Genomic DNA, 24,506 nt, shown 5'->3' with positions numbered 1-24,506 from the left:
ATCGCGTAGTTTTAAGGCTGCCTGCCGGTTAGATTATTTTTCGTGGGAGAGACCAATTCGAATAAGTTCTCGGGCGATTTTATCGGCGGCGTCGGGTCTAGCAAAAGCTTTGGCGCCTATCGACATATTTTTTAAAATACCCGGGTTCCCAAATAGGCGGTTAATTTCGGAAACTAGCAAGTGGGTGGAAAAATTCTCCTCTTCAATGACTAACGCTCCCCCACTTTTGGCATAAGCGAAAGCGTTGCTTTTCTGGTCGTGGGAAATTGACTCCGGTATCGGCACGATGATACTTGGAATTCCCCAAATGGCAATTTCAAAAATTGTTGAACCGGCTCGAGAGATTATCAGCTTGGCAGCGCCGGCGCCCATTCGCATTGCTAAGTCGTTTACATAAGGTAATGGCTTGTAGCGATTTTTGTAAGTATTGTCCTTGAGAATTGATTCGGCAGTAGCCCTGACCTCCTCAAATTTCTCCTTGCCGGTCTGATGAATAATCTGGTAGCTGGCCAATAAATCTGGCAAGGCATCCAAAATGACATCATTAATAGCGGAAGCGCCCTGTGAACCGCCGAGAATCATGATGACCGGCAGGGTCGGTGAAAATTGCCAATATTCGAAAACTCCGGCCGTGGTTGGGGTGACAATCTCGGCTCGAACGGGGTTGCCGGTGTAAGCAACTTTTTCTTGGTCAAAAAATTCACCGGCTTCGGGATATGAGACGGCAATTCGCTTGGCGAACTTCCCTGCCCATTTGTTGACTCGGCCCGGCGAGCTGTCTGACTCGTGGATCATGACCGGAATACCGAGCAGTCGGCCGGCGAAGAGTGCCGGAAAACTGGTATAACCACCTTTACCGAAAATAACATCAGGAAAAATTCTAAAAATAATGATGGTGGCCTTGAGAACCCCGAAAGCTGTTTTGAACAAATCAAAAAAATTTAACAGTGAAAAATAGCGTCGGACTTTGCCGGCCGGACTTTGGACAAAGGTGATTTGATTATCGAGCAGAGCGCGTTCGTTGTAAGGCGCATTCGACATAAAGTACAGACTGGCCTCTAGCAGTTTCTCATCCTTGGCAATTTTGTTAAGGGCTTCAGCGACGGCGATGATTGGGTAAAAGTGTCCGCCCGTACCGCCGCCTGTAAATAGAATTTTCATAGCTAGTAGTTAGTAGTAAGTAGTTAGTAGTTAGTAGGTTCAGAATGAATTTTGCTCCCATACACCATCACATTAAGCATTTTCATGATTTCGGTTAGCAATGAATCAATTTTCTCATACTTTAGATTTTTACCAAAAGGCAAGCGTCTTAAGATTTCAATTTGTGTTTCAAGTTCTGACCCTGAGCCAAAGGAAATACTTAGGAAGTGCTGAAAATCCTTCTTGCTCCGTCGCCGGCTTCCTTCAGTTATATTTGACGGAATCGAGACGGCGGATCGTTGGATTTGTGAAATTAATCCGTAGGTTTCTGACCTGGGCAGTTTCGCGGTAAGTGCATAAATCTCTGTCACCAGGTCAACTCCTTTTTGCCACACAATAAGTTTTTTATAACTTTTTTCCATTTCCGCTATTCTGCATTTCCTACTTACTACTTACTACTAACTACTTACTATATCTAGAAATGTTCAAAATAATTCCAATTTCTGCCAGGACAAAGAAGAGTGCTGTGCCGCCGTGACTCACGAAAGGTAGAGTAATTCCGGAAAGTGGCAGAAGACCAAGCATCGCGCCGATGTTCAGATAGGCTTGGATAATGATAAGTATAACAATGCCGACCACTACGAGTCTACTGAAGGCGTCCGGTGCTTGGGTTCCGATTTTAAGCCCACGCAAAGTAAAGTACAAAAATAGAAGTAAAAGCGAGACTGTCCCCACGAAGCCAAATTCTTCTCCGGCTACCGCGAAAATCGAGTCCCCAATCGGTTCTGGTAAGAAGTTAAATTTTTGAATACTCTGTCCGAAACCGCGCCCCGTGATTTGGCCCGACCCAATGGCGATTAAGGACTGCTGGATCTGATAGCCGGCACCCAAAGGGTCGCTGGCCGGGTTTAAAAAGACTGTAATCCGTGACATCAAATATGGTCGCTGCATCGCGAGGAGACCGATGGCAAGGAGTGATAAAATTCCCAGAATGAGGATATCTCTAAAACGGCCACCTTCCGAAATAAACATTGCCAAGCCGGCAGCAAAAATAACCATAAAAGTGTCGGTGTCTGGCTGGGCCAAGAGGATGGCCCCGACAAGCCCGACAATAATCAAAAATGGCAACATGCCAAACCTGAATAATTTTATCTTCTCCTTCACACCGGATAGCCAGGCGGCAAAATAAATGATGAAGCCGATTTTAATCAGCTCGGCCGGCTGGAAGGAAATTCCGGCAACAATTATCCAACGGGTGGCTCCCCCATGACTGAAACCGAGTCCTGGAACATAGACCAGCAGGCTCACAAGCAGCGAGCCGAGAAAGATATAAAAAGCGTAAGTTCGCCAGAATTTGTAATTTAATCTTGAAGTGAGATAGGCGGCGATAGAGCCAAAGACCAGTCCGAAGACAATTTGGTTAAAGGCGGTACTGCTAAAACTTGCCCCGGTTCTCGCGAGTAGCCCCATCGAGGCAGAAATGAAAATCAAAAGGCCGACAGCTGCAAGCAGGAAAACCGCAACTAAAAAAGGTTTGTCGAGAGGTTTATCGCGCATACCTAGCCAATTAGTCCGAGGATTAGACCGATAATGGCAAAGACGACACCTAAAACCCAGTAGCGCATGGTGACTTTATAGGCCGGCCAACCGAGCGCCTCGAAGTGGTGATGCAAAGGCGCGACCAGAAAAACTTTTTTCCCATTTCGGAATTTTTTTGATATATACTGGATAATAACAGAGGCTGTGGTAATGACGAGTGGAAAGGCGATAATTGGCAAAACAATCAGTCCGTGCCCTTCACCAACTGCGTCTGTCATAAACGCCACAATCGTGAGGGTAATCGTCAGGGCCATGCTACCGGTCTCGGACATATAAAATCGCGCCGGCGGGATATTGAACCAAAGGAAAGCGAGAATGGCGCCGACGATCGTCACGCAAAAAGCCGCCAAGTTGATTTGTTGCTGGTAGAAAGCAATGCCGGCGTAGGCGGCAAAAATTGCCGCAAAAATTCCACCGGCCAAACCATCGAGCCCATCGATGATACCGCCAGAGTAGATGGCGGCCGCAACAATAACAAAGAGTGGCACGAAGAGCCAGCCAATCTGCAATTCCCCACCAAACGGGAGACCGATTGAAGTGATGCCGAGCTTAAAGTAAAACCAGAGGGCCGATAGCAAGGCGACGAAGCCGACAATCAAGAGGCGTTTCTTCAATGAGAGCCCGCCGGCAATATGATCACCGGTGCCACGGATGTCCAAAAGGTCATCGACCCAGCCGACCAGGCCGCCGAAAACCATCGCAAAGAGCGGTACCCAGGTTTGTGAGCGACTTAAAAAGTCCAATTTTTGCGTAAAGTCCGAAGGGAAAAACCGAGCCAAAAGCCAAATGAAAATTACCGTAATGGCAGTTGAGCCCCAAATAATGATGCCACCTAATCGGGGTGTGCTGGTCTCGCGGACCTGGTGAAGCTTATTAAAAATTGGCGTGCTACTGCCGTCAAAAGAGACGGTCTTGGCCTTTTTTTTCCACATTTCCTTTCGATACAAAATGGCGGTTAGAGATGGGGTCAGTAAAATTCCGATGATGAAGGAAAGTGCGGCCGGAATAAAAATTTTTACGATGTCGATTATCATTTAGTCTTATTTAGAGTTTACTCTAGGTTCGTGGTCTCCGAGATACTCAATGGCGGATTTGACAAGCGCCAGTGCGTCATCGAACCGGCCGGTTTCAGTTGATCCCAAAATGGAAACAATGACCGGGTGCATCAGGCCGGCATCGAAAGCGATTACCAAGTTGCCGCCGGCCAAATCGGTGAAGCCGGTCTTAGAGGCGACGAGGCCGCTAATTTCCGAAACGATTTTGTTGGTATTTTTCGCGATATGGATACCATCATTAATTTTAACAGAAAAATCAGGATAACCGGTATCCAGAAAAACATCTGCATGTCTGTTTAGGGCATAGCCAAACAGTTTGGCGACATCCCGCGCAGAGCCATAGGCGCCACTTGTGCTACTGCTTACATCAAGTCCGGTTTCGTTGAGGAAAAAGGTTTGGGACAGTCCGAGGGTATTTGACTTCTGATTCATCAGGTTAACAAATTTACCTCGATCGGATAAATCGGCAGTTTGGTTTTGGTTTAGTGCCTGTTCGCCGATGGTCTCGGCGATGGCTCTTACTCCGTCATTTGATGAGGCGGTAAGTGAAAAACCTAGAATTTTGCGAAGTGGCCAGTCCTCCCCGACTTTAAGGCCACTGTCCCCTTCTTCTCGAAGTGAAGAGTTGCTAATTCTAATATTTGTAAAATCTGGTACCGCCTCGAGAGCGACGATTGCCGCCATGGTTTTCGTGAGCGAAGCCAAAGGCAGTTGCGCCTCGGCGTTCTTACTGAAAATCTCCCTGCCGGTCGTAAGGTCGAAGACATAGGCTGCCCTGGCCCCGAGCTCAATTGACTTGAAAGGGTTGGCGGCTTCTTGTTTGGCGATTAGCTCGACCTTGGTTTTCTCTTCTGCAACTTTAATTTCCGAATAACTGATGAGACCTCGGATAATCGCAAAAATAATTAAAATAACCGCCACCGAAAAAATTGTCGGGTAGTATTTTTTCCAGAAAATTATGTAGTTTTGATTACTGGGTGGCATTTTGGTTGTTCTCATCCTGATGGCTCGCCTGCTCGGGCGCTTCGAGCTTACCCTCACTTGTCGCCTTTTCAGTTTGAAAGGCCTCAAGTTCCTTTTTGACCGCCCCGTATTCAGGTAAGTCACTGATTTTGCTGATACCCAAGAGGGTTAGCAATTCGAAGGTTGGTCGATACAAGAAGCGGCGCTCATCTTTGGGATCGCTGATTCTTTCAACTAAGCCTCGGATTGAGAGATTTCTTAAGATAAAACTTGAATTGACACCTCTAACATAATCAATTTCTGATCTGGTAATCGGTCCTTGATATAGCACAATCGCCAAAGTCTCGAGACCGGCCTTACCAAGTTCTCGTGTCAGCTCTTCTTTAGTCAGCTCTTGAATCAGGGTCGAAGCATTGGGTGCGGTGGCGAGTGTGACTTCGTCGTCTTTCCTCACCAGTCGAACACCACGAGTTTCCAGGTTGGTTGCAAGTTCGGCGAGCCGGCTTTCGAGTTCAGGAATGGAAACTTTGACCATGCCGGCCAGTTTTTTGACAGTGATCGGCTCGCTTTGCCAAAACAAGACTGCCTCGATTAAGTTTAGAGTTTCCTTTTCCATTTGATTAATTATAAGTTGGTAAGCCGACGTGATTGGTCTCCATAAAAATGTCATCGAACTGTCTTTCTTGTCTGACCTGGATGCTACCCTGCTTGACGAGCTCGAGCATTGCCAAAAAACCGACGATGATATTAACTTTCCCGGCTTTGCCGAAACCGGAGAATTCCTTAAAGCTCATTTTCAGATTCCTACTGATTCGTTGGGTTAGGTTGCCGATCATTTCTTCAAGGCTGATAACTTTGTCGACAACCGCCTTGGGTACAAATTGCTTCTTTGGCAAGTTTTGTAGGGTGTTATGAATGGCGCCAAGCAAGGATTCCAGAGTAATGTCGGCGCTTGGCGAAAAAATCGGAGCTGTTGGTCGAGGCTCTGATAAAAATAATGGTGTGGCTCCAAGTTTGGGCCGAATCATGGTTGCCAAGGCTTTGAAGCGTTGATAAATCTTAAGTCGCAATTCCAAATCTCTGATGTCACCCCGCTCTTCTTCGGTTAGCTCCAGGGTCGGCAGAAGCGATTTCGACTTGATAAGCAAAAGTGTCGAAGCAATCAGGACAAAGTGGGCCGCCTCCCCGACCGGAAATTGTCCCAGGCCTTTAATATAGGCAATATAGTCGTCAGCTACTTTCGAAAGGGCGATATCATTAATCAGCAGCTTACGCTTCTCAATCAATTGCAGGAGCAGGTCTAAAGGGCCTTCAAAAACAGCGGTTTTCACCTGATAGGTTGCGCCAATCATCCTTGAAATATAACCCAAAAAGGCCATTTCCTCAAGATATTGATTATTTCCCATACCTCTTTTCTCTATCCTTGGTTATTGTTTCTTGGTGCCTGATTATTCCCCACCTTGGGCACGGGGTTGTCCACAGTTTTTTTGAGTTTTGGATTTTCTCTTTGTTATACTACTACTTCCCTCCGCTCCGGCGGATGTATTTTTTTCTCAAAATTCTAATCAAAAATAGTTCTTATGATTTTTACACCCAAAATTCAAAAGGCCATCGATGTCTCGGCGCTTGCCCATCGCGACTTCAAGCGAGTAGGCCTTGATCTACCCTACGTCGTTCATCCTTTTGCGGTGATGCTGATTCTTTCACAATACACTGAAAATGAGGATTTACTTTGCGCCGCCCTGCTTCACGATACGGTTGAAGATAATTTCAGTTATTCAATCGACTATCTGACTCGAGAATTTGGGCAAGGTGTGGCAGATTTAGTTGATAGTGTGACGGAAAAACGGACCGCCGATGCGAGCGGTTGCTTCAAGGAAAGTTGGCAAGAGCGTAAGGCCGGTTACCTGGCGAGGTTGTCCTCTGCCACCGAGGGTGCAGTTTTGATTTCAGCAGCGGACACAATTCAGAATTTGGATTCACTGGTCGCAACTTATGAGAAGTGCGGGCCACAGATTTGGAAGAAATTCGGCGCTTCCATTGAGCGTAAACTTTCCTATTATCGGCAGATTGAAGCAATTGTGAAAGTCAAAACCACCTGCAGGATTCAGGACGATCTGACCTGCTCCTTGCGCCGACTCGAATCAGTTTTAGCTGCTCCGCTTTCTTCAAGAGTTTTTACCGAAAGTCTACTCCGACAATCGGACGTCAATTCGGTTTAGGTCTCGTGGGAAAAGAGTAGCTTCTTTCACGTTGTCCAAGCCAAGCATTTTTTGGGTCAATCTCTCCAAGCCCAAGCCGAAACCACCGTGCGGCGGCATGCCGTATTTGAAGGCCTGAAGGTAGAAAGCAAATTTCTCCGGATTTAATCCTTTCTCTTTCATCGAAGAAACCAGAGCGTCATAGTCGTGGATTCGCTGGGCACCGGTCGTAATTTCCACTCCCCTGAACAAAAGGTCGAAGCCTTTGGTGTAGGTCGGGTCTTTCTCATCTCGATAGGTGTAAAAAGGCCTTTTAGCAGTCGGGAAATTGGTGACGAAGATAAAATCTGAACCAAACTCTTTTTTGGCATATTCACAGAGCCATCTTTCATGCTCCGGCTCGAGATCCGGCTCATGGGTGCAATCCTTACCGGTCTCCTTGGTAATCAATTTCTGGGCCTCTCGCAAAGACAGAGCCGGAATTTCTTTTGGTACTCTTGGAATTTCGGCTTTCAAGGTGGCGAACTCACCGGCGCAGTTGGCCTGTAAGTCAGCCTCCAATTTTTGGAGGAAGCCAGTCTCGGTCAGCATCACATCTGTGTGGTCTTTGATGAAGCCCATTTCAATATCGAGCGAGGTGTACTCGTTTAAGTGGCGAGTGGTACTGTGCTTCTCGGCTCGGTAGACGTTGCCGGAAGTGAAAACTCGCTCAAAAACTCCCACCATAATTTGTTTGTAAAGCTGTGGGCTTTGCGCCAAGTGGGCCACATGCTTGAAGTAGGTAATGTCAAAAGAGTTGGCTCCACCTTCAGCATCGTCACCGATAAGCTTTGGGGCCTGAAATTCAATGAAGCCCTCGCTCATAAAATAATTGCGAAAACTCTTCATGATTTGTGACTGAACTTTGAAGATGGCTCGGGAGCGATCCTTGCGCAAGGTGAAAGGTAGGTTGTCGAGATAAGTGTCGATGTTAACTTCAGTATTTTTTTCAAACGGCAATTCTTGGGCTTTGCCGAGCACCTTTACTTCAAGCGCCTCAATTTCAATTGTCCCATTAAGCTCATCCTTGTTAATCATTTTCTCGGGCCGGGCGTTCACCTTGCCCTTGATTTCCAGTACCCACTCCGGCCGCGATTCCTTTGCCACCTCTTGCGCCTCCTTATGGTTTGGCAAAATTACCATCTGAACTTTGCCGGTGACATCTCGCAAATCCATAAAAATCAGCTTGCCGTGATCTCGCCTGATATCGACAAAACCGGCGATTGTAACTTCCTCGCCTACCTTGGTTTTTAAGTCCTTGATGTATGCTCTTTCCATGTTAATGGTGAATAGTTAATAATATAAAATAAAACGCCCTTGCAAAAACGAAACGATTTTCGTTCTTGCAAGGGCGTGCGATGATTCGCCGCGGTACCACCTCGCTTATTTCTCTTTTAGGCTTTAACGGGCCACCCGTGAGGGTCTAATCAGGTATTTGTACCCTTTCTTCCCCAAGCTCCGCCTTGTTTTAGGCATCAATGCTTTCCTGTATATTAGCATATCCGATAGGGCTGCCAATGATTGACAAAGTACACCGTTTATGCTATAATAGCCAAAATTGATCTTTAAAACTCTCTCTAGCGATACCAGCTCCCTACTTATGAATTATAGGAATTTGGTATCGCCGGAGAGAAAAGGCCGGCGATGTCGGGTTGGTCACTGTGTGGTCAACTCTTTGCGTGTCGCTCTATCATAATTAGCGACAAGCCATGAGTCATCCGAGACTCTGATACGGACGGCATAGAATTGGCCGCAAACTAACTTAAGGAAAAGTTATGAAAACATTAGTTGGAGTCGCAGAGCTATGGGTTACCCTAGTAGTGTCTTGTGTGCTGGGGTGGCTTATCGCCGCTCTGGTTATGGAGTGGCACGAACATCATCGTCGGGGGAATCCGCAGATCTCTTCCGGCCGGAAGTTGCTCGGCATTTGGAGGGGGTTCCTCCGATTGCTGTTCTTCTTCCTGCAACTCCCCAAGCTCAGAATCGTCCGCCGACTTCTTGGCGGTCACTGGGAACGTTGGTGGGTTGATCATCCGGTTTGCTCTGATGTCTGGCACTGGGTGCCAGAATGTCACGTACAAAATGGCAACCGGCCATCAGCCATATGCCGGGGTCGTCCGGTCTGTGAAGACCACGGCAGGCCGACGTGGTCCGTCAAATACCTAGAGGGGGCATAGTCGCCTCGACCAGCAGAGGAGCTCACGCTCCCCTGCTGGTTTTTAATTTCAAGGGTTGACAAAAACACTGTGTCATGCAAAATATGGAGAGAAATGGAGAGTACTTATTATGAAAAAAATATGGAATATTCTTATCGGTGCCAGTCTTTTAAGTCTGTTGCTACTCTTGCCAGCCTGCAACGACTCGAACGGTGAAAATACGCGGATTGAGCAGGGTCGTGTCGAAAAAGTCTTTATGCATACGGGAACCCACTTCTCGTTTTTAGTTGAGCAAGGCACGAATAGCTATGTCCTCAGGGACTTCTACCTGCGCCGTCAGCGGGCTCGGTTTATTGTCGATGTCCGGCCGGAGGATAGTATGTGGGTCAAGATTAAAATGAACAGGATGGGAATGGCCGAGGAAATGGAGATTCATCTCCGCTCTCTGTCCGAGGTCAACGGTTCGGGCTGGCAGGGTACTAAGGGGCGCGCCGGCAGTACCACGGTAATCGAATAATCTGCAACAAACTCCGAAGCGGGTCGCCTCGGAGTTTTTTCAATCCCAGGAAACCCCGTCCGACTCTTCCCCCTCTAGGGCGGGGCTGAATGGGCAACGGCTTAGCGCATTCTGATGTGCTAAGCCGTAATCATTCTGATGCCTTGAAAGGAAACCCCGGTCGGAGGCTTGGCGGAGGCCGGGGAGGGGGTCATTAAAACCAAAACTTTAGCTCCCGACCTACCCCCATACATTATAATTTACGACCGTAAATTATAATGTATTGCGTTAATGTTACTCCTTATATCCCTTGGCTTGGAGCCTAAAGAGACCAGCGTAAATGCCATTTTGAGCAATCAGTGTCTTATGACTGCCGATTTCAGCTATTTTTTTGTCTTTCAAGACAATAATTTTGTCGGTCTTTTTAACAGTCGAGAATCGGTGAGAAATTAAAATAGCCGAGACCGAATCCGGCAGAGCGGTAAATCTCTCGAAAATTTTAGCCTCTGATTCAGCATCTACCGAAGCGGTCGGTTCATCCAAAACCATAATTTTAGGGTCGCGGAAGAAGACTCTGGCCAAGGCCAGTTTTTGGATTTGACCCTTTGAAGGGTCAATCCCCTCCTCAAATTCTTTACCGAGCATCTGTTCATAGCCTTTCTTCCATCTCATGATAAATTCATCGGCCTCCGCCATTTGCGCAGCCCTGGAGATGTGCTCGTGCTTGGCTTCGACCTGTGAACGCCCAAGCGCGATTACCTCCCGGGCCAAAAAATTGTAGGAAGCAAAATCCTGAAACAGGACACCTAAATGTTTCCACCATGAGTCCAGGTCGATTTCTTTCAAATCAACACCATTCACCAAAATCTGTCCCGCAACTGGATCATAGAATCGGCACAACAGTTTAATAAGCGTAGTCTTCCCTGAGCCATTGATTCCTACTAGAGCCAGTTTTTCACCCGGCTCAATTGTAAAACTAATGTCTTTAAGAATTAAGCTCTCACTCTTCGGGTATTTAAACGAGACATTTTTGAACTCAACCCTGGGCGCGATTGTGTAGTCCACGAGGGTCGGATTTTGCGGCGGTGTGATTATTGGCTGAGTTTCCATAATACTGAAAATATCAGTCACAAAAAGATTTTCCTCGTATCTCTTGCCGACATTCAAGAAAAATCCGGATAGTGCGTTGCCAAACTCAATGACCGAACCGATTACGAAAATCATCGTACCGGGACTAATCTGACCGGAGAAAGCTGAATTGGCAACAGTAAAACCAAAAAACAGATAGGCTAAGCCACTCAAAATCAGAGCAAATAGGGTCAGTCGTGTTTTGCGCCACTCGTTAGCCTTTTGGTCGCTGCTAAAATCGGCTAGAATTTTATTGATGCGTTTGGAAAATTCGGAGACGTTCTGAAATAGTTTTAGTTCGGTAAGCTTCGGTACGTCATAAAAATGCCCGCGCAAATCCCAATAGCGTCTTCGGTCGTGCGCGCTCGCGTTAAAAATTCCCCAAACATCGCGGCTATATTTGATTTCCACGTAGAGCTTGGGAATCAAGGCTACGAAAATCAGCAGGAAAAACACCCAATTGTAGAAAATCAAAATTATACCGGCCACGATGACCCCGATAATGTTGGAAATGTTGGCAATCAGGCCGTCAGCTAAATTTACAATCGGCCACATCCCCCTTTCAGCCGCATTATTCAGTAAATTATTGAAGTTCGAATCTTCATATCTCGCCACATCAATTTTGGCCTTGTGTTTGAGATAGCGCAATTCGAAAATCTTCTGAATATCAATATAAAATCTTTTATCAAAATAACCTTTCAGACTGTAAATAAATTCTGGCAAAACCAGAAGCAAAACCACGAGCCCGAGCACGTATGTCAGTTTACCGGAATTCGGCACGGCAATGACGTCAACCAACAAGGCATAGGCGCCCTGTTTCAGAAACGGCAAAGCCGAAACCACCAGGGTCAAGCTAATGATCGTTATTAGGAGACGGCCCTGATCTTCAAAGCAGATTTTCAGGATCCTAACGGCGTTTTTCCAAAGGCTTTGGAGCCCCGTCAACTTCCACTCCATTTTGTTGTAATCCATAAGTTTAAGCGGTCAAAGTCAGGCCGGTCAGTTTACGGACCTCTGCCATTTTAGCTTCAGCGCGGGCGCGGGCTTTGTCGCCTCCAGCTTTGAGAATTGCCAAGACCCCTGCCCTATCCTTAAGCAGTTGCTCCCGTTTTTCACGGAAGGGTGTCAAGAATGAGACGAGGTCATTGTAAAGAGCCTCCTTTAATTTTTGATACTTGCCGGCAAATTCTGTGTAAACTTTTTCAAGCTCGGCTTCCGGTTTAATCAGCTTATGAATGGCGTAAACATTTTCGGGACGTCCGGAGTTGGAATCGGTGACAATCCCCATAACTAGTTTTTTGATCTCTTCATCTGAAGCGAAAATAGGAATGGTGTTGTTATAGCTCTTGCTCATTTTTTGACCGTCAATTCCGGGGACCACGGCGACATCTTTCAGGATGTAAGGTTCAGGAATTTTAAAGGCTTTACCGAAGGTGCGGTTAAATTTTTCCGCCGTGTCGCGAGCGTATTCGACATGTTGTTTCTGGTCTTGCCCCACCGGTACGATATCAGCATCCTGGATTAAAATATCAGCGGCCATCAAAATTGGGTAATCAAAAAGTCCGATGTTGGCCTCTTTACCTTTGGCGACCGCGTCCTTATAGGCGTGAGCTCTTTCGAGGTATGGCACAGTTGTTAGACAGTTGAAAATCCAGCAAAGTTCGGTCACTTGGGGCAGGTCGCTTTGCTTGAAAAGCGTCATTTTCGTCGGGTCAAGACCCAAGGCCATGTAATCTACCGCAATGTTAAAACTATTCTCTGATAGTTCCTTGGCATCAAGGAGAGTTGTCATGGCGTGATAGTCGGCGATGAAAACATAGGAATCGTACTTATTTTGCAATTCTACGAATTGCTTGATCGCTCCGAAATAGTTGCCCAAATGCAAATTGCCGGTTGGTTTGATGCCCGATAGTAAAATTTTCTTTTTGTCGGCCATAGTTGCTTCAGTATATCTCAAAATTTAATTGTGATAAAGCAATTAAAAAACCTCCCGAAGAAGGAGGCTGGGTTTTAGATTGCCACGATTTCGACCTTGGGCAATTCGGCGAAAATACTCCTCTTGGCTTGCAATCTGTCAGGTGTGGTCATCACCACGAGCCGGTCAAAGCCAAGGTAGGCAGTTTTGACCATCTGGTCACCGTTAACATGGGTCCTAACTCCTCCTAGGTCTAAAACAGGCACAATCACCTTTGCGGTAATTCCTAAACGTGCCAGTTTGTCCTCAAGAAGCGCTTGATTTTTCAGTAGCTCGCCTTCCGCCACCTGTCTCAGTTGTGGGGTTGCCAATTCCCGACCAAGTGGACCATGGGATTTTCGTTCGATTCCGATCTTTTCGAGGGCAGCATTAATCTGTGAACCACCACCGACACAAATCACCAGTCGGTGATACTGTAGTCGCGACATCATTCTTAGAAACTCTGCTGAGGTAAAAAGACCCCCAGAAACCTTTACAAAAATTTTAGGTAACATAAAAGCCTTTCAGTATTCTAGGTTTAGAATACTCATATTCAATTGAATTGCAAGCTGGTGTCCTCTAGGCTAATTTGTTCTTAAAAAATGAGACGAGTTCGTCGGATCTAATTCGGACTTGTTCCATCGTGTCTCGGTCACGGACAGTGACAGTGTCATCTTTTTCAATGGTGTCGAAGTCGACAGTAATGCAAAATGGCGTGCCGATTTCATCTTGCCTGCGATAACGCTTGCCGATGTTGCCATTGTCATCAAACATCACTCGGCCAAATTCCTTTTTCAAGGTTTTGTAGATTTCTTGGGCTTTTTCAACCAACTTCGGCTTGTTTCGGAGAAGCGGCGAGACTGCGAGCAATACCGGAGCAACTTTAGGGTTAAATTTCAAAACAATCCTCTCATCCTCGCCAGTTTTCTCTTTTTTGAAGGCGCTTGAAAGGACCGCCAAAACGGTTCGATCAAGACCAAATGATGGCTCGATGCAGTGTGGCACTAAAGTCTCGTTGGCTTCGGTGTCAGTATAAACCAAAGTCTTGCCACTTTCGGTTTCGTGGGCTTTCAGGTCATAATCGGTACGGTAAGCCAAGCCGTAAAGCTCGCTTTGGCCAAAAGGGAAATCAAATTCAAAATCAATCGTGCGTTTGGAATAAAAGGCCCGATCGGCATCGCCGATTTCTTTTTCGTGGACTTTGTCCGCAGAAATTCCAACGGCCGAGATAAAGTTTCTCATTTCAGAAACGAAATGTTCAAAAATCTTCTCCCAACCCTCTGGTTTAACAAAATATTCAATCTCCATTTGTTCAAACTCACGAGCTCGGAAAGTGAAGTCTCGAGGCGAGATTTCGTTTCGGAAAGCCTTACCGACTTGGGCCAGACCAAAAGGCAATTTAGGATGGAAGGAATCCAAAACATTTTTGAAATTCACAAACATACCTTGAGCGGTTTCCGGTCGCAAATATGACAAACTTCCTCCACCTTCTTCAGGGCCGACATTGGTCTTAAACATCATGTTGAATTTTCTCTCTGGGCCGAAATTGCCCCCACATTCCGGACACTTGGTGGCGCCGTTTAGGTGGTCAGTGCGGAATTGTTTTTTGCATTTTAGACATGGGGTGAGAGGGTCGGAAAAGTTAGTCGCGTGGCCGGTCGCCTGCCAAACTTTTTGATTCATCAAAATCGCGGCATCCATCCCGTACATATCGTCACGGTCGAGTACAAATTGTTTCCACCAAATCTGGCGGATGTTGTCTTTAAGTGCCACACCCAAAGGGCCGTAGTCCCAGGTTCCGGAAAGACCGCCGTAAATCTCGGAGCCTTGATAGATAAAGCCTCGCCTCTTGGCGAGTGAGATTATATCCTCCATGACGGCCGGGTTGTCCTTGGCGGGAGCTTTTTTCATATGAGAAGTTTATCAGAATTTACCAAATTAGAAAAGCGGCAATGGATTGAATTGAGAATTATGAATTAGGAATAATGGGAAACTGATAACCTACAGCCATAGCCAAATTCGTAGGGGCTTTCAACTCCGTGCCCCAATTTGTGTGCGCGTATTCGTGGTTTCGTGATTCGCATACTATATTCGTGTGCCCTATTCGTAAGGGTTCTTAACTTCTTTGTATTCGCATGCCCTATTCGTAAGGGTTCTTAACGATTGATGAAATCGCGATTTTTGATATAATCCATAACAAGTTAAATTTTAAATATGTCTATCGAAGATACACGCTCTGAGCGTCTGGCCAAATTGGAAATATTGAGGGGACACGGCATCGATCCTTATCCGGCCGAGTCTTTTCGTAGTCATGATAATCGGACTTTTGCCGAGTCTTTTGAGGCGCTTTTGAAATCCGGAAAGTCGGTCACCCTGGCTGGCCGGATTATGTCTCGTCGAGATCAAGGTAGCATTATTTTCGTCGATTTGTTTGATGGCACCGCTCGTGTCCAGGCATTGATTAAGAAAGATGACTTGGGTGAGGACAGTTTTAAATTGTTCACTGAAACAGTTGATACCAGCGATTTTATAGAGGTGACAGGCACCCCATTTACTACCAAACGCGGGGCCAATTCCCTACTCGGCACCAGTTGGCGAATGCTCGCTAAAAGTCTGCGCCAAGTGCCGGACGAATGGTTTGGTCTGAAGGATGAGGATGAACGGTACCGCAAACGCTACTTGGATATGCTTTTAAATCCCGAGGTGGCCGAAATTGCGAGGAAGCGCTCGATTTTTTGGAATGCGGTCCGTTCGTTTATGCTTGTGCGGGGTTTTGTTGAAGTTGAAACTCCGATTCTGGAGACCAAAACTGGTGGCGCTGAAGCCCGACCTTTTATCACTCACCACAATGCCTTGGACTTGGATGTTTATCTTCGCATTTCGACCGAATTGTGGCACAAGAAGTTGATGGTCGGCGGGATTCCAAAAACCTTTGAAATCGGACGAGTGTTCCGAAACGAAGGTATGTCCTACGAACACGCTCAAGACTACACTCACTTCGAATTTTACGAGGCTTTTCAAGATGCGAGAAAGGGTGTGCCGATGTTGATTGATTTGTATCGCGAAGTCGCCCAGAAAACTTTCGGCACTCTGAAATTTACGATTGGAAAGTTTGAGATTGATCTCGGGGCAGACTGGCAAAAGCTTGATTACAACGACCTGATGTCTGAAAAATATGGTTTTGACCCCTGCACGGTTGATTTGAACACGGTGTTTGATTCTCTGAAAAAAGAAAAAATTCCTCACGAACCCAAGATTGATGTCGGGCGAGGCGTGGATTTGCTCTGGAAGCAAATCCGCAAGACTCTCGGCGGTCCGGCAGTTTTGACTGGTATTCCGGTGTATCTGGAACCACTCGCTAAGATGAATGCTAAAGATAATCGGGTAGTTGATCGCTTTCAGATTGTCCTGGCGGGTAGTGAAGTTGGCAAGGCTTTTAATGAGCTTAATAATCCTATCGATCAGCGTGAGCGCTTTGAAAAACAGCAAAAACTCCGTGATGCCGGCGATGAAGAGGCCCAAATGGCCGACTTTGAATATGTTGAGGCGATGGAATATGGCATGCCGCCGATGTTTGGTTTCGGTGTCTCGGAGCGACTCTTCAGTTTCCTCTCTGGTAAAAGCATCCGCGAAGCTCAGCTTTTCCCTCTCATGAGGCCGAGGGTATAGTCGCTGATTATGCTTTTTCCCATTCGTCACTTGTAATTTCCGCCTGCCTAAGTATCTCTGCTACCAAATGTTTTGAAATGTCGCCTTTGTGTGGGTTGGGGATTCTCACTTTTAGATCCCTTTTGGCCATAAAAAGATGACGACTACCGGAATAGGGGCCGTCAAAACCCAGTGCCCGAAACTTTTTAACTAACATCCGAAGCGAGATGTTCCTAGGCATAGGAAAAATCTTTGCGTCGATCGAAACTCAGTGGTAAGCCGGAGATTTTGTTTCCGTTTCGCACTTGCAGTAAAATCCAATCCTCAAGCACCTCACGGAGCTCTGCCCGACAAGACTCAAGGGTTTTGGCATTTGCCCAAACACCCTTAACCCCTTTGATTTCGCCAAAGTAGGTCTTGTCTTCTAGGATTTTATATAGAGCATTTTTAAGCTTATTTTCAACAAATTCTGAAATCATATATTTGATAGAATAGCATATTTTGTGTCATAAAACAACCTCAGCTTAATTCTAAAACTCTTTAACTCCTCAACATCTAAACTTCAAAACTTCTCAACTAATCCCTTGCTTCCTCAACCTCCACATAGAATTGGCTACCCTTGCCCTTACCTTCGGATTCGGTCCGATCCTACCTTCGAATGGAACCGATGGGAAACTCAAGATAACCTTTTAACAAAAATCATCTCTGGATGACTTGGGGGTAGCAAAATAAAAGCCCACCCCGATATGAACGAGGTGGGCTTGTTTGTTGCCGAAAGAACTACTTCTTCGGCCGACGAGAGATGTTCCGGTGTTCCCCGATAAGTCGAAGGAACTCAACCTTCGGAAACAGAATGCCTTGACGAACACAGAATTCCTCCAAAAGATCTTCGGGGATGCCTATGCCGGTTTTCAAAGTGAATGCGTGTTGCGCATCCAACTCCTTAGAGGCCACGATCTTGTCGAGATACTTCCTGCTGCGACGCATCAGCTTCTCGAAGCTGTCACGCTCCTCGCTGAGCCAGTGAGCAATAACAGATTTCTGACGGAAGGTCAGGTCCTTGTTATCAATCACTTGACTAAGGGAGTCTGCCCACTCCTGAAGAATGGTCAGATTGATCCCCCGCAGGAAGACACCAATCATTGCACGCCGAAGCGCACGACGGAGAAGATACCCTTCCCGAGTGTTGCTTGGGACGATACCTTCCCGAATCATCAGAATCGAGGTCTTGACATGATCAAGTATGACCCGTGTCCATGCCGTATCACCAACGCGCTGATTGATGAGTTGATAGGTCAAATCGTACTGATCGATTTCGTGAATCGAAGCACGATCCTGAAGAATCATTGCGAAACGCTCGAGCCCTGCGCCTGTATCCACACACTTCATAGGAAGCGAGGAAAAATTCCCCTGCTCATCCTTGAAGTATTGCATGAACACTCCGGCATTCCAGATCTCAATGTGCCGCCCAGGAACCAGCACGTCGTCGATTTTTTTCTCGGCGAATTCCTCACCTCGATCAAAAAAAACTTCAGTGCACGGTCCACATGGACCACTGGTTCCAGCTGGACCCCAGAAGTTATCGACTGGCGGTCGGCCAATGATACGATCTCGTGGCAGGAACTTTTCCCAGATACGGGCTGACTCTTCATCGCTCGGCACACCGGGTAGACTTTCGTCGGCCATGAATACTGTGGCAGAAAGTCGGTCAACAGGGATTCCGAATCCGTCGGTAATGAGTTCAAAGGCAAGCTCAATAGCTCGTTCCTTGAAATAATCTCCGAAGGACCACGACCCCATCATCCGAAAGTTCGTTCCGTGATAAGAGTCGCCGACGCTTTCAACATCCACAAACCTGATGCAGTCCTGCACATTCGTCAGACGTGGGGATGGGGGCTTCTCTTGGCCCGTGAAGAAGGGCTTGAGCGGAGCCATGCCCGAGTTAATGAACATGAGGGTCGGATCGTTCTTTGGGATGATCCCTGATGGCTCGATGAGACGATGATCACGTTTCAGAAAATGCCCCAGAAATGTCTGGCGCACTTCCTCTGTTGTCTTGTACGGCAGTTTCATTGCAGTATCCTCTCTTTTGTTAAGGTTTCAAATCCTAGAATAGATTAACATGTATTCTAATTATTGACAAGAGTATAGTTGACCTGGCACCGATTTTGTTATAGTCTTATGCTAGAAGCAATTAACTAAAAGCTCTTTAACAACCTCAAAATTAGGAGAAAAAACATGAAATGGTTTGAACGGCTCTACTTCGGCACATGGCAACTTGGAGGACAGTTCAAAAATCTGTCCCCCGCCTACATTGAATCGCTTCTACTTTTCGCCATCAGCTACGGTATTCGTCGTTTTGATACGGCGGCTGTCTATGGTGGAGGGGAAGTTGAAGAGATACTTGGTTCATGCTTGCCGGAAGATGCGGTCATTGTGACCAAAATTCCCGCGATCAAAAAACCTGATTTGAAAGCTCCTGCTCCAATCAATGAATTCTACTCGCGTGATCATCTCGATCAAAGTGTAGAGAACTCACTGAGTAGGCTCAGGAGAACACAGATCGACACAGTCTTACTGCACAACTGGCTTCCTTCATGGTCGTCAGACGCAGTGTTTATTCTTCAGCACCTGCAAGAGGTGAAGGATAGTGGTATCGCTAAAAAGGTAGGAATTTCTCTGCCAGACGATTTTTCATCAGACATCAGTGATAAGGTCTTGCCTTACATTGATGTTGTCGAAGCTCCTTTCAATCGGAATCAAAAATGGGTGCTTAAGCAGCTCCCTTCTTTACTCGCGATGAAAAAGGAAATTCTTCTGAGAAGTCTTTTCTGCCAGGGTAAGTTGCTTACCAGTCACACCGCCGAGCAGCTCGTCAAAGATGCCCTGCAGCTTAAAACATCCGTTGTCATTGGTATGACGACGGAAGAACAAATAAACCGCAACATCAACCACTTGAAAGGAGTTGTCACATGAATTCCAAACAGGAATACTTCGCGGCAGCCAGTTCGGAACCGCGTGTCACAATCAACGGGATGACTACGGGCCGAGAATTTTCTGTGCGTGAATACACGTATGGAGTTCTTGTTCCTGACAGTAATCATCCCCTCTCGTGCGTCAGTGTGTCTAACAGCTCACTGAGTATTGATCTCTGGATTGGATGCTCGTGGCAGTGCAGATACTGCCACGTGCAAGACACCAATCAGGATCTTGCTGATCAAGGCACAATGCCGAAAAGACCGAGGCGACGCAATCAGTTCACCGTTGACCAAATCATCGACGAACTGATCAAGCATCCATTCTTCGTTGCAAATGAGACAATCATCAGCATCGGAACCGCAAGCACTGAACCGTTCGCTCCTGGACCGGTCACAGATAGCACATTCGAGATCATGGAAGCATTCGTGCAACGTGGTCTGCGAAATCCCTTTTGGATCGTCACTAAAGGTGGCGTTCCGAAAGGGAGAAAGCTCGATATCGCCCGCATCACAAATGCGACGCGGGGCTTGATGTTGTCTCTGTGCTGGGCAGACAATCCTGATACGATTGAACCTGCTCACAACAACCGCTTTCTGAATGCTGAAGAAGCAAAGGAAGCTGGTGCCACCATCGCATGGTACATGCGACCGATCGTTCCTGAATGGAGCGGAAACAAGGATCGCATCGAAATGATGATGCTCTGGGTCGAAAAGCACTATGGCAACGTCATTGACATGATCATCCCTGGAGGATTGCGTTGGACTGAAGGTATCGAAAATGGCCTGGTGGAGATTCACAAACTTCCCATGCCAAAAATTCCTAAGAATGACAATGTGAAGATGCTGCCTCAAGATCTGATAGACTTTATCTTTTCCTTGAGCGCTGAACACTTCTCTGGAGTTCCAGTATACCTGAAATCCTCATGCGCGCTTACTCGGATGCTCAAGATTCCTAGCATCACTTCGGTTCAGGCATTTGCCAGACACGAGTGTGAGGAGTCTCGTTGTCCTCTTGCTCAGCGGCAAATCTGTGCTCATGGATCAGCATATTCCATGAACATCGAACGTGCTCAGGCAATATTGGATAATCTCGGGATTCCGGCTCATGTCGTAAGTTGGGACACTAACCACGGACTTGTCACTCATCCCGTGATGAACAAGTTCACCTACGCAGTCAGGCAGACTGTATTCAAACACTTGGCAATGGGAGGTTCCACATGAAGTCGTATGCTGAAATAAAGCGCCACTTCGGGACCTTCGGTTTCAAGTGGCAAGACAGTGTTCCGATCGCAAGTTCAAATCCGAAACTCCTGTTTAACATCTCTGGTGGAGTTGTATTCGAAGACGCGATCTCTAATGGGACATCTCCCAAAAGTAGTCGCGTCGTCTCGGTGCAAACCTGCTTGAGAACTGATGGATGGGAGAAAATCGGTCGTTCAGGAAGGCATCATCTAGCATTCGACATGCTTGGCCACTTTTCCCTCTACGAGGACAAAGAAGCTGAAGTGAAGGATGTGATGATCGAAAGTGCATGGAGATATTTGACGGTGTGCTTAGGTATTAATCCCAGCACACTGTCAGCGACCGTGCACCCACAAGATGAAACGTCTCAAAGAATCTGGGAAAGGCTAGGTGTTAGGATCATCAGCAATGATGGAAACGTCACTTATACACCGACTCGGAACCGATGCGGCGTTCGTACGGAGATTGTTTGGCAAAATCCAGGCACAGGGAAGTCAATGGAACTTTGGAACTTGGTCTTTACCCAATTCCAAGGCGAAGTCCTCTTTGAATCTCCGCTGGAGATGATTGCTGCCGATTCAGGGGCTAGTATTGATCGCATCGTAACTGCCGTTGAGTGCAGCCGAAGCGACTATGAAAACTCGAACTGGGTAGGTGTGGTCAGCTCTCTCACTAAACGATCCAAAGTTCAGGATCAAGCCAACATGTGTCGCTTAGCCGATCTCGGCAAGGCGGCGGTGATCCTGGTATCACAAGGGCTTCGGCCTGGAAACAAGGCAGCGGACTATGTTCTTCGGAAACTTATCCGAGAAGCATTCATCCTCTGTCAGCAGGCATCGATTCCATTTGATGAGTTTGTCATGATATCAGGAAACCAGTGGTCTTCGGCCGAGACGGTGAAAACCGTATTTGCTGAAGAGGTGTCAAAATTCGAGAAAGGCCTTGAGCGTGGGAGAAAAGAGTATCAAAAGCTCGTTTACCACAGGGATGGCCCTCTAACCGAATCAGACATCGAGTATCTGGCATCCACATTCGGTTTTCCAAAGGCCTTAATCGGGTTTGAGGAAGCGAAACGCGGAAAGGGGGCGCTATGAAAAGTAGCGTAACCTCTGATCTTGCTCACGTTCTGCGTGAGATGCAGGGTATGAAAATGCTCTTACGTGTCGGACGGAAGAGGAATTCGTCGGAAGGCAAAATTGATCTCTTGGCAGGTTGCGATGAGGGTAGAATTGAGACATATTCGTCCATCATCGAATCTTTACTGAGAAAACGATGGCCTGATGGAAACTTTTTCGTGTGCGACGATAGCGTACGCTTTGATCTACCAGCGGGTACGGGTGGTGTCGCAGTTTGCGATGTGGCCCTACTTGTTCGGCAGGTTGAAGGATGGATCAAGGGCAAGAACCTGGGCGGTCAACATCGCTCATGGGCTACCGGGTACTGGTTGCCGGAGGCGTTGTGCGGAGATTTGGCTACGGCTGAAACTTTGTACGACGTAACCGACACCGGTGACCGCTTGAGGGAGTTACTTATTCCCTATCCTGCTTTGCTCTCGAAAAACATCATTGAGTTGTGCACTGAAGAGATAAAACAAAAACTCTCAACACTTGAAAAATTGCATGGAAATGCAACCATCGAGCGAGAGCTATGCCTCTCAGATGCTACAGCTGCAATGATCAGGTTGGCGTTTGCACGCAGCCGCCAGTACCTCCGTGGATTCCGTTCGCTTGAGCGACAAGCAATTCTCCTTCGGCCCTCGGACCGGCCTATCTATGAAATCGCCCTCGGACTTTCTAAAAGGAAAAGGGTGAAGGATCTGACAGGTAATATTGAGAAGTTGCTCTAACATGGAGACATACGCAAGTGTGTCTCCATTTTTATTCAACAATAGTTTCTTCTCCGTTTTCTAGGAGAGCAGCCTGGGAGTCGTTCAAGCGCTCAACTCTCACTCCGTATTTTTTCTCAAAATCAGCCGTTGCCGGCTCCTTTTCTGAGGAATAATGAGGAAGAATAATAAGATTAGTAATGCTAAAACCAGCAAGATCTTTTAAGCCGATATCATTTGGTTCGGGTTCTACCTCGTTGGTGATGTCAATTGAAGGACCGACAATAATGCTTCCGGCACTAACGCCAACATATACACCACCTCGACTCAGGAGGTTTTCAATTGAAGTTTTAAAATTTGCTTCTCGGGCAAATTTGAGAAGCTTAAAAGTGTTTCCTCCACATACATAGATAACTCCGTATGAAGAAAAGTCTCTGCTTGGCTCTGCCTCAAGATCAACAAAATCAATCTTAACGAATCCCATTTCCTCTAACTGTTTTTTTGCCAATTGAGAATATTTATTTTGATCCTTACCTTCTGCCGCCGTTGTTACTATTGCAACAGTCTGGCTTCTAGGATCAGCAAAAAAACTCTGAAATCTTTTTGCGATATTTCCAGAAGATAAACCTGTTGATGTTAGAAGTAATTTGCCAGATTTCATATGGCTTTTGTTATTAAATTTACTTATGTCTTCGCTCGGCGAGCTTAATGAATAATTCTTGCATGTGCTCTAGAAAACCAGACTTATAGTCTCTCAAGAATAAATCTCGTACTTCCAATTGATAAAGCTTGAGTTCGGACAGTTTACTAATCTCGATCCACATTGGTTCATATACTTGTTTGCCACTCTTCATCTGATGAATTTCTTCCGAGTCCGATCTCAATTTCGGCTCTCCTGAAATGTAATCGCAGAGGTAGAAAAAATTCTCTTCACCCGTATCCCAGGTAATGTGATATACGGGTCTTCCTACCTTTACTTTGATGGTTGTTTCCTCATCAATTTCACGGACCGCTGTTTGTTCTGATGTTTCGCCGTCTTCCTGTCCGCCACCAGGAAATACCCAGTATTCATCGCCTCTATTGATACGATGCATCACAAGAACTTTATCGTCCTTAATTACTATTCCAGCTGAACGGTTTCTTTTCATGAAATGATTTTAATTCGTTATATCCCTCCTTTAAGGTAGCGTACCTCACAGGAGGGGGCTTAAATTACCGAGTCCTAATTATTCCTTGGCCCCCAGCTCCACATAAAACTGACTCCCCTTACCTTTACCCTCGGATTCGGCCCAGATTTTGCCTTGGTGGGCTTCGATGATTGATTTGGCGAGAATCTAAAATTACTGATATAGTGAGTGGTCCCCTATGTCGAGGAATATGACATTCTTGTCGACAAATTCAAAAATAATTCTACACTTTCTATTAACCGAAAAACTCCATTGATTTCTTAATTTTCCGTGAAGTTTGTGAGTATCGAGACTCGAATTAAACGGATTAATTCGAAATATCTTTTCCCTATCGATTGCCCTTGCCTTGAGCGTAGTCGACAATTTGCTAAATGACTTTGCAAATCGTGGATGAAAATAAATTTTCATGCAATCTTTTACAAAAGATTTTTAAGAGAGTTCAGAAGAGGTAATTTACCAGCTCTTTTAAGTCTTTTAGCTTCTCGAGACCAGCGTAGAACATCATCACCTTTTATTTCTTCATTGCCGGAAATAATGGCTAAAAAGCGATCATACTCCCGTCTAGGAATAATGACTAGTTCCTCCCCCTTAGTTATTGTTTTGGGAATAGCGATTGTGCTCATATCGTAAATAATACCACAGCGAAATTGGATGCGCAATAAGTCCACTACCTTCTAAACTTCCAAACCTCCCAACTTCAAAACCCCGGCGTTTCAGTCGGGGTCCCGACCTTGCGACAAGCGTCGGGGCTTTTTAACTTCTCAACTAATCCCTCGCCTCCCTAAAACCGTTCCGAACGGTTCGGGCGACCAAATTTACTAATCTGGTTTAGCCTCCAACTCCACATAAAACTGGCTGCCTTTGCCTTTGCCCTCCGACTCGGCCCAGATGTAGC

At 46.4% G+C, this 24,506-nt stretch carries 26 protein-coding genes; 7 read left to right on the top strand and 19 right to left on the bottom strand.

All coding sequences use genetic code 11. From position 1 onward, the window contains the following. Positions 1–33: 33 nt before the first annotated feature. Genes WCT25_00810 through WCT25_00780 form a run of 7 tightly spaced genes read right to left on the bottom strand, consistent with a single transcriptional unit; the run spans position 34 to position 6,163 of the window. Positions 34–1,161, bottom strand: coding sequence for a UDP-N-acetylglucosamine--N-acetylmuramyl-(pentapeptide) pyrophosphoryl-undecaprenol N-acetylglucosamine transferase (locus WCT25_00810; protein ID MFA6535953.1), 1,128 nt, complete (start codon positions 1,159–1,161; stop codon positions 34–36). Positions 1,162–1,184: 23 nt separating this feature from the next. After that, complete coding sequence (locus WCT25_00805) at positions 1,185–1,562, bottom strand: four helix bundle protein (protein ID MFA6535952.1); 378 nt, start codon at positions 1,560–1,562, stop codon at positions 1,185–1,187. A 40-nt stretch (positions 1,563–1,602) separates the two neighbouring features. Next, the gene (locus WCT25_00800; protein MFA6535951.1) at positions 1,603–2,697 is read right to left on the bottom strand and encodes a putative peptidoglycan glycosyltransferase FtsW; all 1,095 of its coding nucleotides are present in this window, start codon (positions 2,695–2,697) and stop codon (positions 1,603–1,605) included. A 2-nt stretch (positions 2,698–2,699) separates the two neighbouring features. Beyond that, positions 2,700–3,773: a hypothetical protein gene (locus tag WCT25_00795; protein ID MFA6535950.1), complete on the bottom strand. Its 1,074-nt coding sequence runs from the start codon at positions 3,771–3,773 to the stop codon at positions 2,700–2,702. Between the two features lie 6 nt (positions 3,774–3,779). After that, entirely contained in the window at positions 3,780–4,793 is a 1,014-nt protein-coding gene (locus WCT25_00790) for a hypothetical protein (protein MFA6535949.1), read from the bottom strand. Continuing rightward, positions 4,765–5,373: an SMC-Scp complex subunit ScpB gene (locus WCT25_00785; GenBank protein MFA6535948.1), complete on the bottom strand. Its 609-nt coding sequence runs from the start codon at positions 5,371–5,373 to the stop codon at positions 4,765–4,767. Before WCT25_00785 ends, WCT25_00790 begins: the two co-directional genes overlap by 29 nt. 4 nt (positions 5,374–5,377) lie before the next feature. Next, positions 5,378–6,163 (bottom strand): ScpA family protein, encoded by a 786-nt coding sequence (locus WCT25_00780; GenBank protein MFA6535947.1) that lies wholly within the window; start codon positions 6,161–6,163, stop codon positions 5,378–5,380. A 174-nt stretch (positions 6,164–6,337) separates the two neighbouring features. Here WCT25_00780 and WCT25_00775 point away from each other — a divergent pair, with 174 nt between their 5' ends. Next, positions 6,338–6,979, top strand: coding sequence for an HD domain-containing protein (locus WCT25_00775; protein ID MFA6535946.1), 642 nt, complete (start codon positions 6,338–6,340; stop codon positions 6,977–6,979). Here WCT25_00775 and aspS read toward each other — a convergent pair. Continuing rightward, positions 6,947–8,275 (bottom strand): aspartate--tRNA(Asn) ligase, encoded by a 1,329-nt coding sequence (gene aspS, locus WCT25_00770; GenBank protein ID MFA6535945.1) that lies wholly within the window; start codon positions 8,273–8,275, stop codon positions 6,947–6,949. The genes WCT25_00775 and aspS overlap by 33 nt on opposite strands. A gap of 1,008 nt (positions 8,276–9,283) precedes the next feature. On the opposite strand from aspS, the gene WCT25_00765 reads away from it, so the two are divergent. Then, positions 9,284–9,670, top strand: coding sequence for a hypothetical protein (locus tag WCT25_00765; protein MFA6535944.1), 387 nt, complete (start codon positions 9,284–9,286; stop codon positions 9,668–9,670). 273 nt (positions 9,671–9,943) lie between these two features. Here the strand turns inward: WCT25_00765 and WCT25_00760 are convergent, their stop codons facing one another. The 4 genes from WCT25_00760 to WCT25_00745 form a co-directional block, all read right to left on the bottom strand. Continuing rightward, positions 9,944–11,749, bottom strand: coding sequence for an ABC transporter ATP-binding protein (locus tag WCT25_00760; GenBank protein ID MFA6535943.1), 1,806 nt, complete (start codon positions 11,747–11,749; stop codon positions 9,944–9,946). Between the two features lie 4 nt (positions 11,750–11,753). Beyond that, positions 11,754–12,713, bottom strand: coding sequence for a tryptophan--tRNA ligase (trpS, locus tag WCT25_00755; protein MFA6535942.1), 960 nt, complete (start codon positions 12,711–12,713; stop codon positions 11,754–11,756). A 74-nt stretch (positions 12,714–12,787) separates the two neighbouring features. After that, a complete protein-coding gene (locus WCT25_00750; GenBank protein ID MFA6535941.1) occupies positions 12,788–13,246 on the bottom strand; it encodes a hypothetical protein in 459 nt (152 codons plus the stop codon). Positions 13,247–13,310: 64 nt separating this feature from the next. Beyond that, on the bottom strand, positions 13,311–14,642 hold the full coding sequence (locus WCT25_00745; GenBank protein ID MFA6535940.1) for a glycine--tRNA ligase: 1,332 nt from the start codon (positions 14,640–14,642) through the stop codon (positions 13,311–13,313). Positions 14,643–14,945: 303 nt separating this feature from the next. Here WCT25_00745 and lysS point away from each other — a divergent pair, with 303 nt between their 5' ends. Further along, positions 14,946–16,400 carry a lysine--tRNA ligase gene (gene lysS, locus WCT25_00740; GenBank protein ID MFA6535939.1) on the top strand — a complete coding sequence of 485 codons (1,455 nt, stop codon included), beginning with the start codon at positions 14,946–14,948 and terminating at the stop codon, positions 16,398–16,400. A 7-nt stretch (positions 16,401–16,407) separates the two neighbouring features. Here the strand turns inward: lysS and WCT25_00735 are convergent, their stop codons facing one another. The 3 genes from WCT25_00735 to WCT25_00725 all read right to left on the bottom strand — a co-directional run bounded on the left by WCT25_00735 (position 16,408) and on the right by WCT25_00725 (position 18,452). Next, the gene (locus WCT25_00735) at positions 16,408–16,620 is read right to left on the bottom strand and encodes a type II toxin-antitoxin system HicA family toxin (GenBank protein MFA6535938.1); all 213 of its coding nucleotides are present in this window, start codon (positions 16,618–16,620) and stop codon (positions 16,408–16,410) included. Beyond that, positions 16,613–16,858: a type II toxin-antitoxin system HicB family antitoxin gene (locus tag WCT25_00730; GenBank protein ID MFA6535937.1), complete on the bottom strand. Its 246-nt coding sequence runs from the start codon at positions 16,856–16,858 to the stop codon at positions 16,613–16,615. The genes WCT25_00735 and WCT25_00730 overlap by 8 nt, the downstream gene beginning before the upstream one ends. 301 nt (positions 16,859–17,159) lie before the next feature. Beyond that, positions 17,160–18,452 carry an alanine--tRNA ligase-related protein gene (locus tag WCT25_00725; protein MFA6535936.1) on the bottom strand — a complete coding sequence of 431 codons (1,293 nt, stop codon included), beginning with the start codon at positions 18,450–18,452 and terminating at the stop codon, positions 17,160–17,162. 165 nt (positions 18,453–18,617) lie between these two features. Here WCT25_00725 and WCT25_00720 point away from each other — a divergent pair, with 165 nt between their 5' ends. The 4 genes from WCT25_00720 to WCT25_00705 all read left to right on the top strand — a co-directional run bounded on the left by WCT25_00720 (position 18,618) and on the right by WCT25_00705 (position 22,445). Beyond that, on the top strand, positions 18,618–19,355 hold the full coding sequence (locus WCT25_00720; GenBank protein ID MFA6535935.1) for an aldo/keto reductase: 738 nt from the start codon (positions 18,618–18,620) through the stop codon (positions 19,353–19,355). A gap of 212 nt (positions 19,356–19,567) precedes the next feature. Beyond that, positions 19,568–20,578, top strand: a complete 1,011-nt coding sequence (locus WCT25_00715) for a hypothetical protein (protein MFA6535934.1) — start codon at positions 19,568–19,570, stop codon at positions 20,576–20,578. Next, entirely contained in the window at positions 20,575–21,693 is a 1,119-nt protein-coding gene (locus WCT25_00710; protein ID MFA6535933.1) for an alanine--tRNA ligase-related protein, read from the top strand. The genes WCT25_00715 and WCT25_00710 overlap by 4 nt, the downstream gene beginning before the upstream one ends. Further along, positions 21,690–22,445: a hypothetical protein gene (locus tag WCT25_00705; protein MFA6535932.1), complete on the top strand. Its 756-nt coding sequence runs from the start codon at positions 21,690–21,692 to the stop codon at positions 22,443–22,445. The genes WCT25_00710 and WCT25_00705 overlap by 4 nt, the downstream gene beginning before the upstream one ends. A 31-nt stretch (positions 22,446–22,476) precedes the next feature. Here the strand turns inward: WCT25_00705 and WCT25_00700 are convergent, their stop codons facing one another. From WCT25_00700 to WCT25_00685, 4 genes are all read right to left on the bottom strand, one after another. Then, entirely contained in the window at positions 22,477–23,085 is a 609-nt protein-coding gene (locus tag WCT25_00700; GenBank protein MFA6535931.1) for a Type 1 glutamine amidotransferase-like domain-containing protein, read from the bottom strand. Between the two features lie 19 nt (positions 23,086–23,104). Continuing rightward, complete coding sequence (locus WCT25_00695) at positions 23,105–23,572, bottom strand: NUDIX domain-containing protein (GenBank protein MFA6535930.1); 468 nt, start codon at positions 23,570–23,572, stop codon at positions 23,105–23,107. A gap of 192 nt (positions 23,573–23,764) precedes the next feature. Next, the gene (locus WCT25_00690; GenBank protein ID MFA6535929.1) at positions 23,765–24,019 is read right to left on the bottom strand and encodes a type II toxin-antitoxin system RelE/ParE family toxin; all 255 of its coding nucleotides are present in this window, start codon (positions 24,017–24,019) and stop codon (positions 23,765–23,767) included. Positions 24,020–24,027: 8 nt separating this feature from the next. Further along, positions 24,028–24,234, bottom strand: coding sequence for a hypothetical protein (locus WCT25_00685; GenBank protein MFA6535928.1), 207 nt, complete (start codon positions 24,232–24,234; stop codon positions 24,028–24,030). Positions 24,235–24,506: the final 272 nt, after the last annotated feature.

The sequence above is a fragment of the Candidatus Paceibacterota bacterium genome (assembly GCA_041666545.1).
GTDB lineage: Bacteria > Patescibacteriota > Minisyncoccia > Phycocordibacterales > JBAYGS01 > JBAYGS01.
This window is presented reverse-complemented; position numbering and strand designations above follow the sequence as displayed.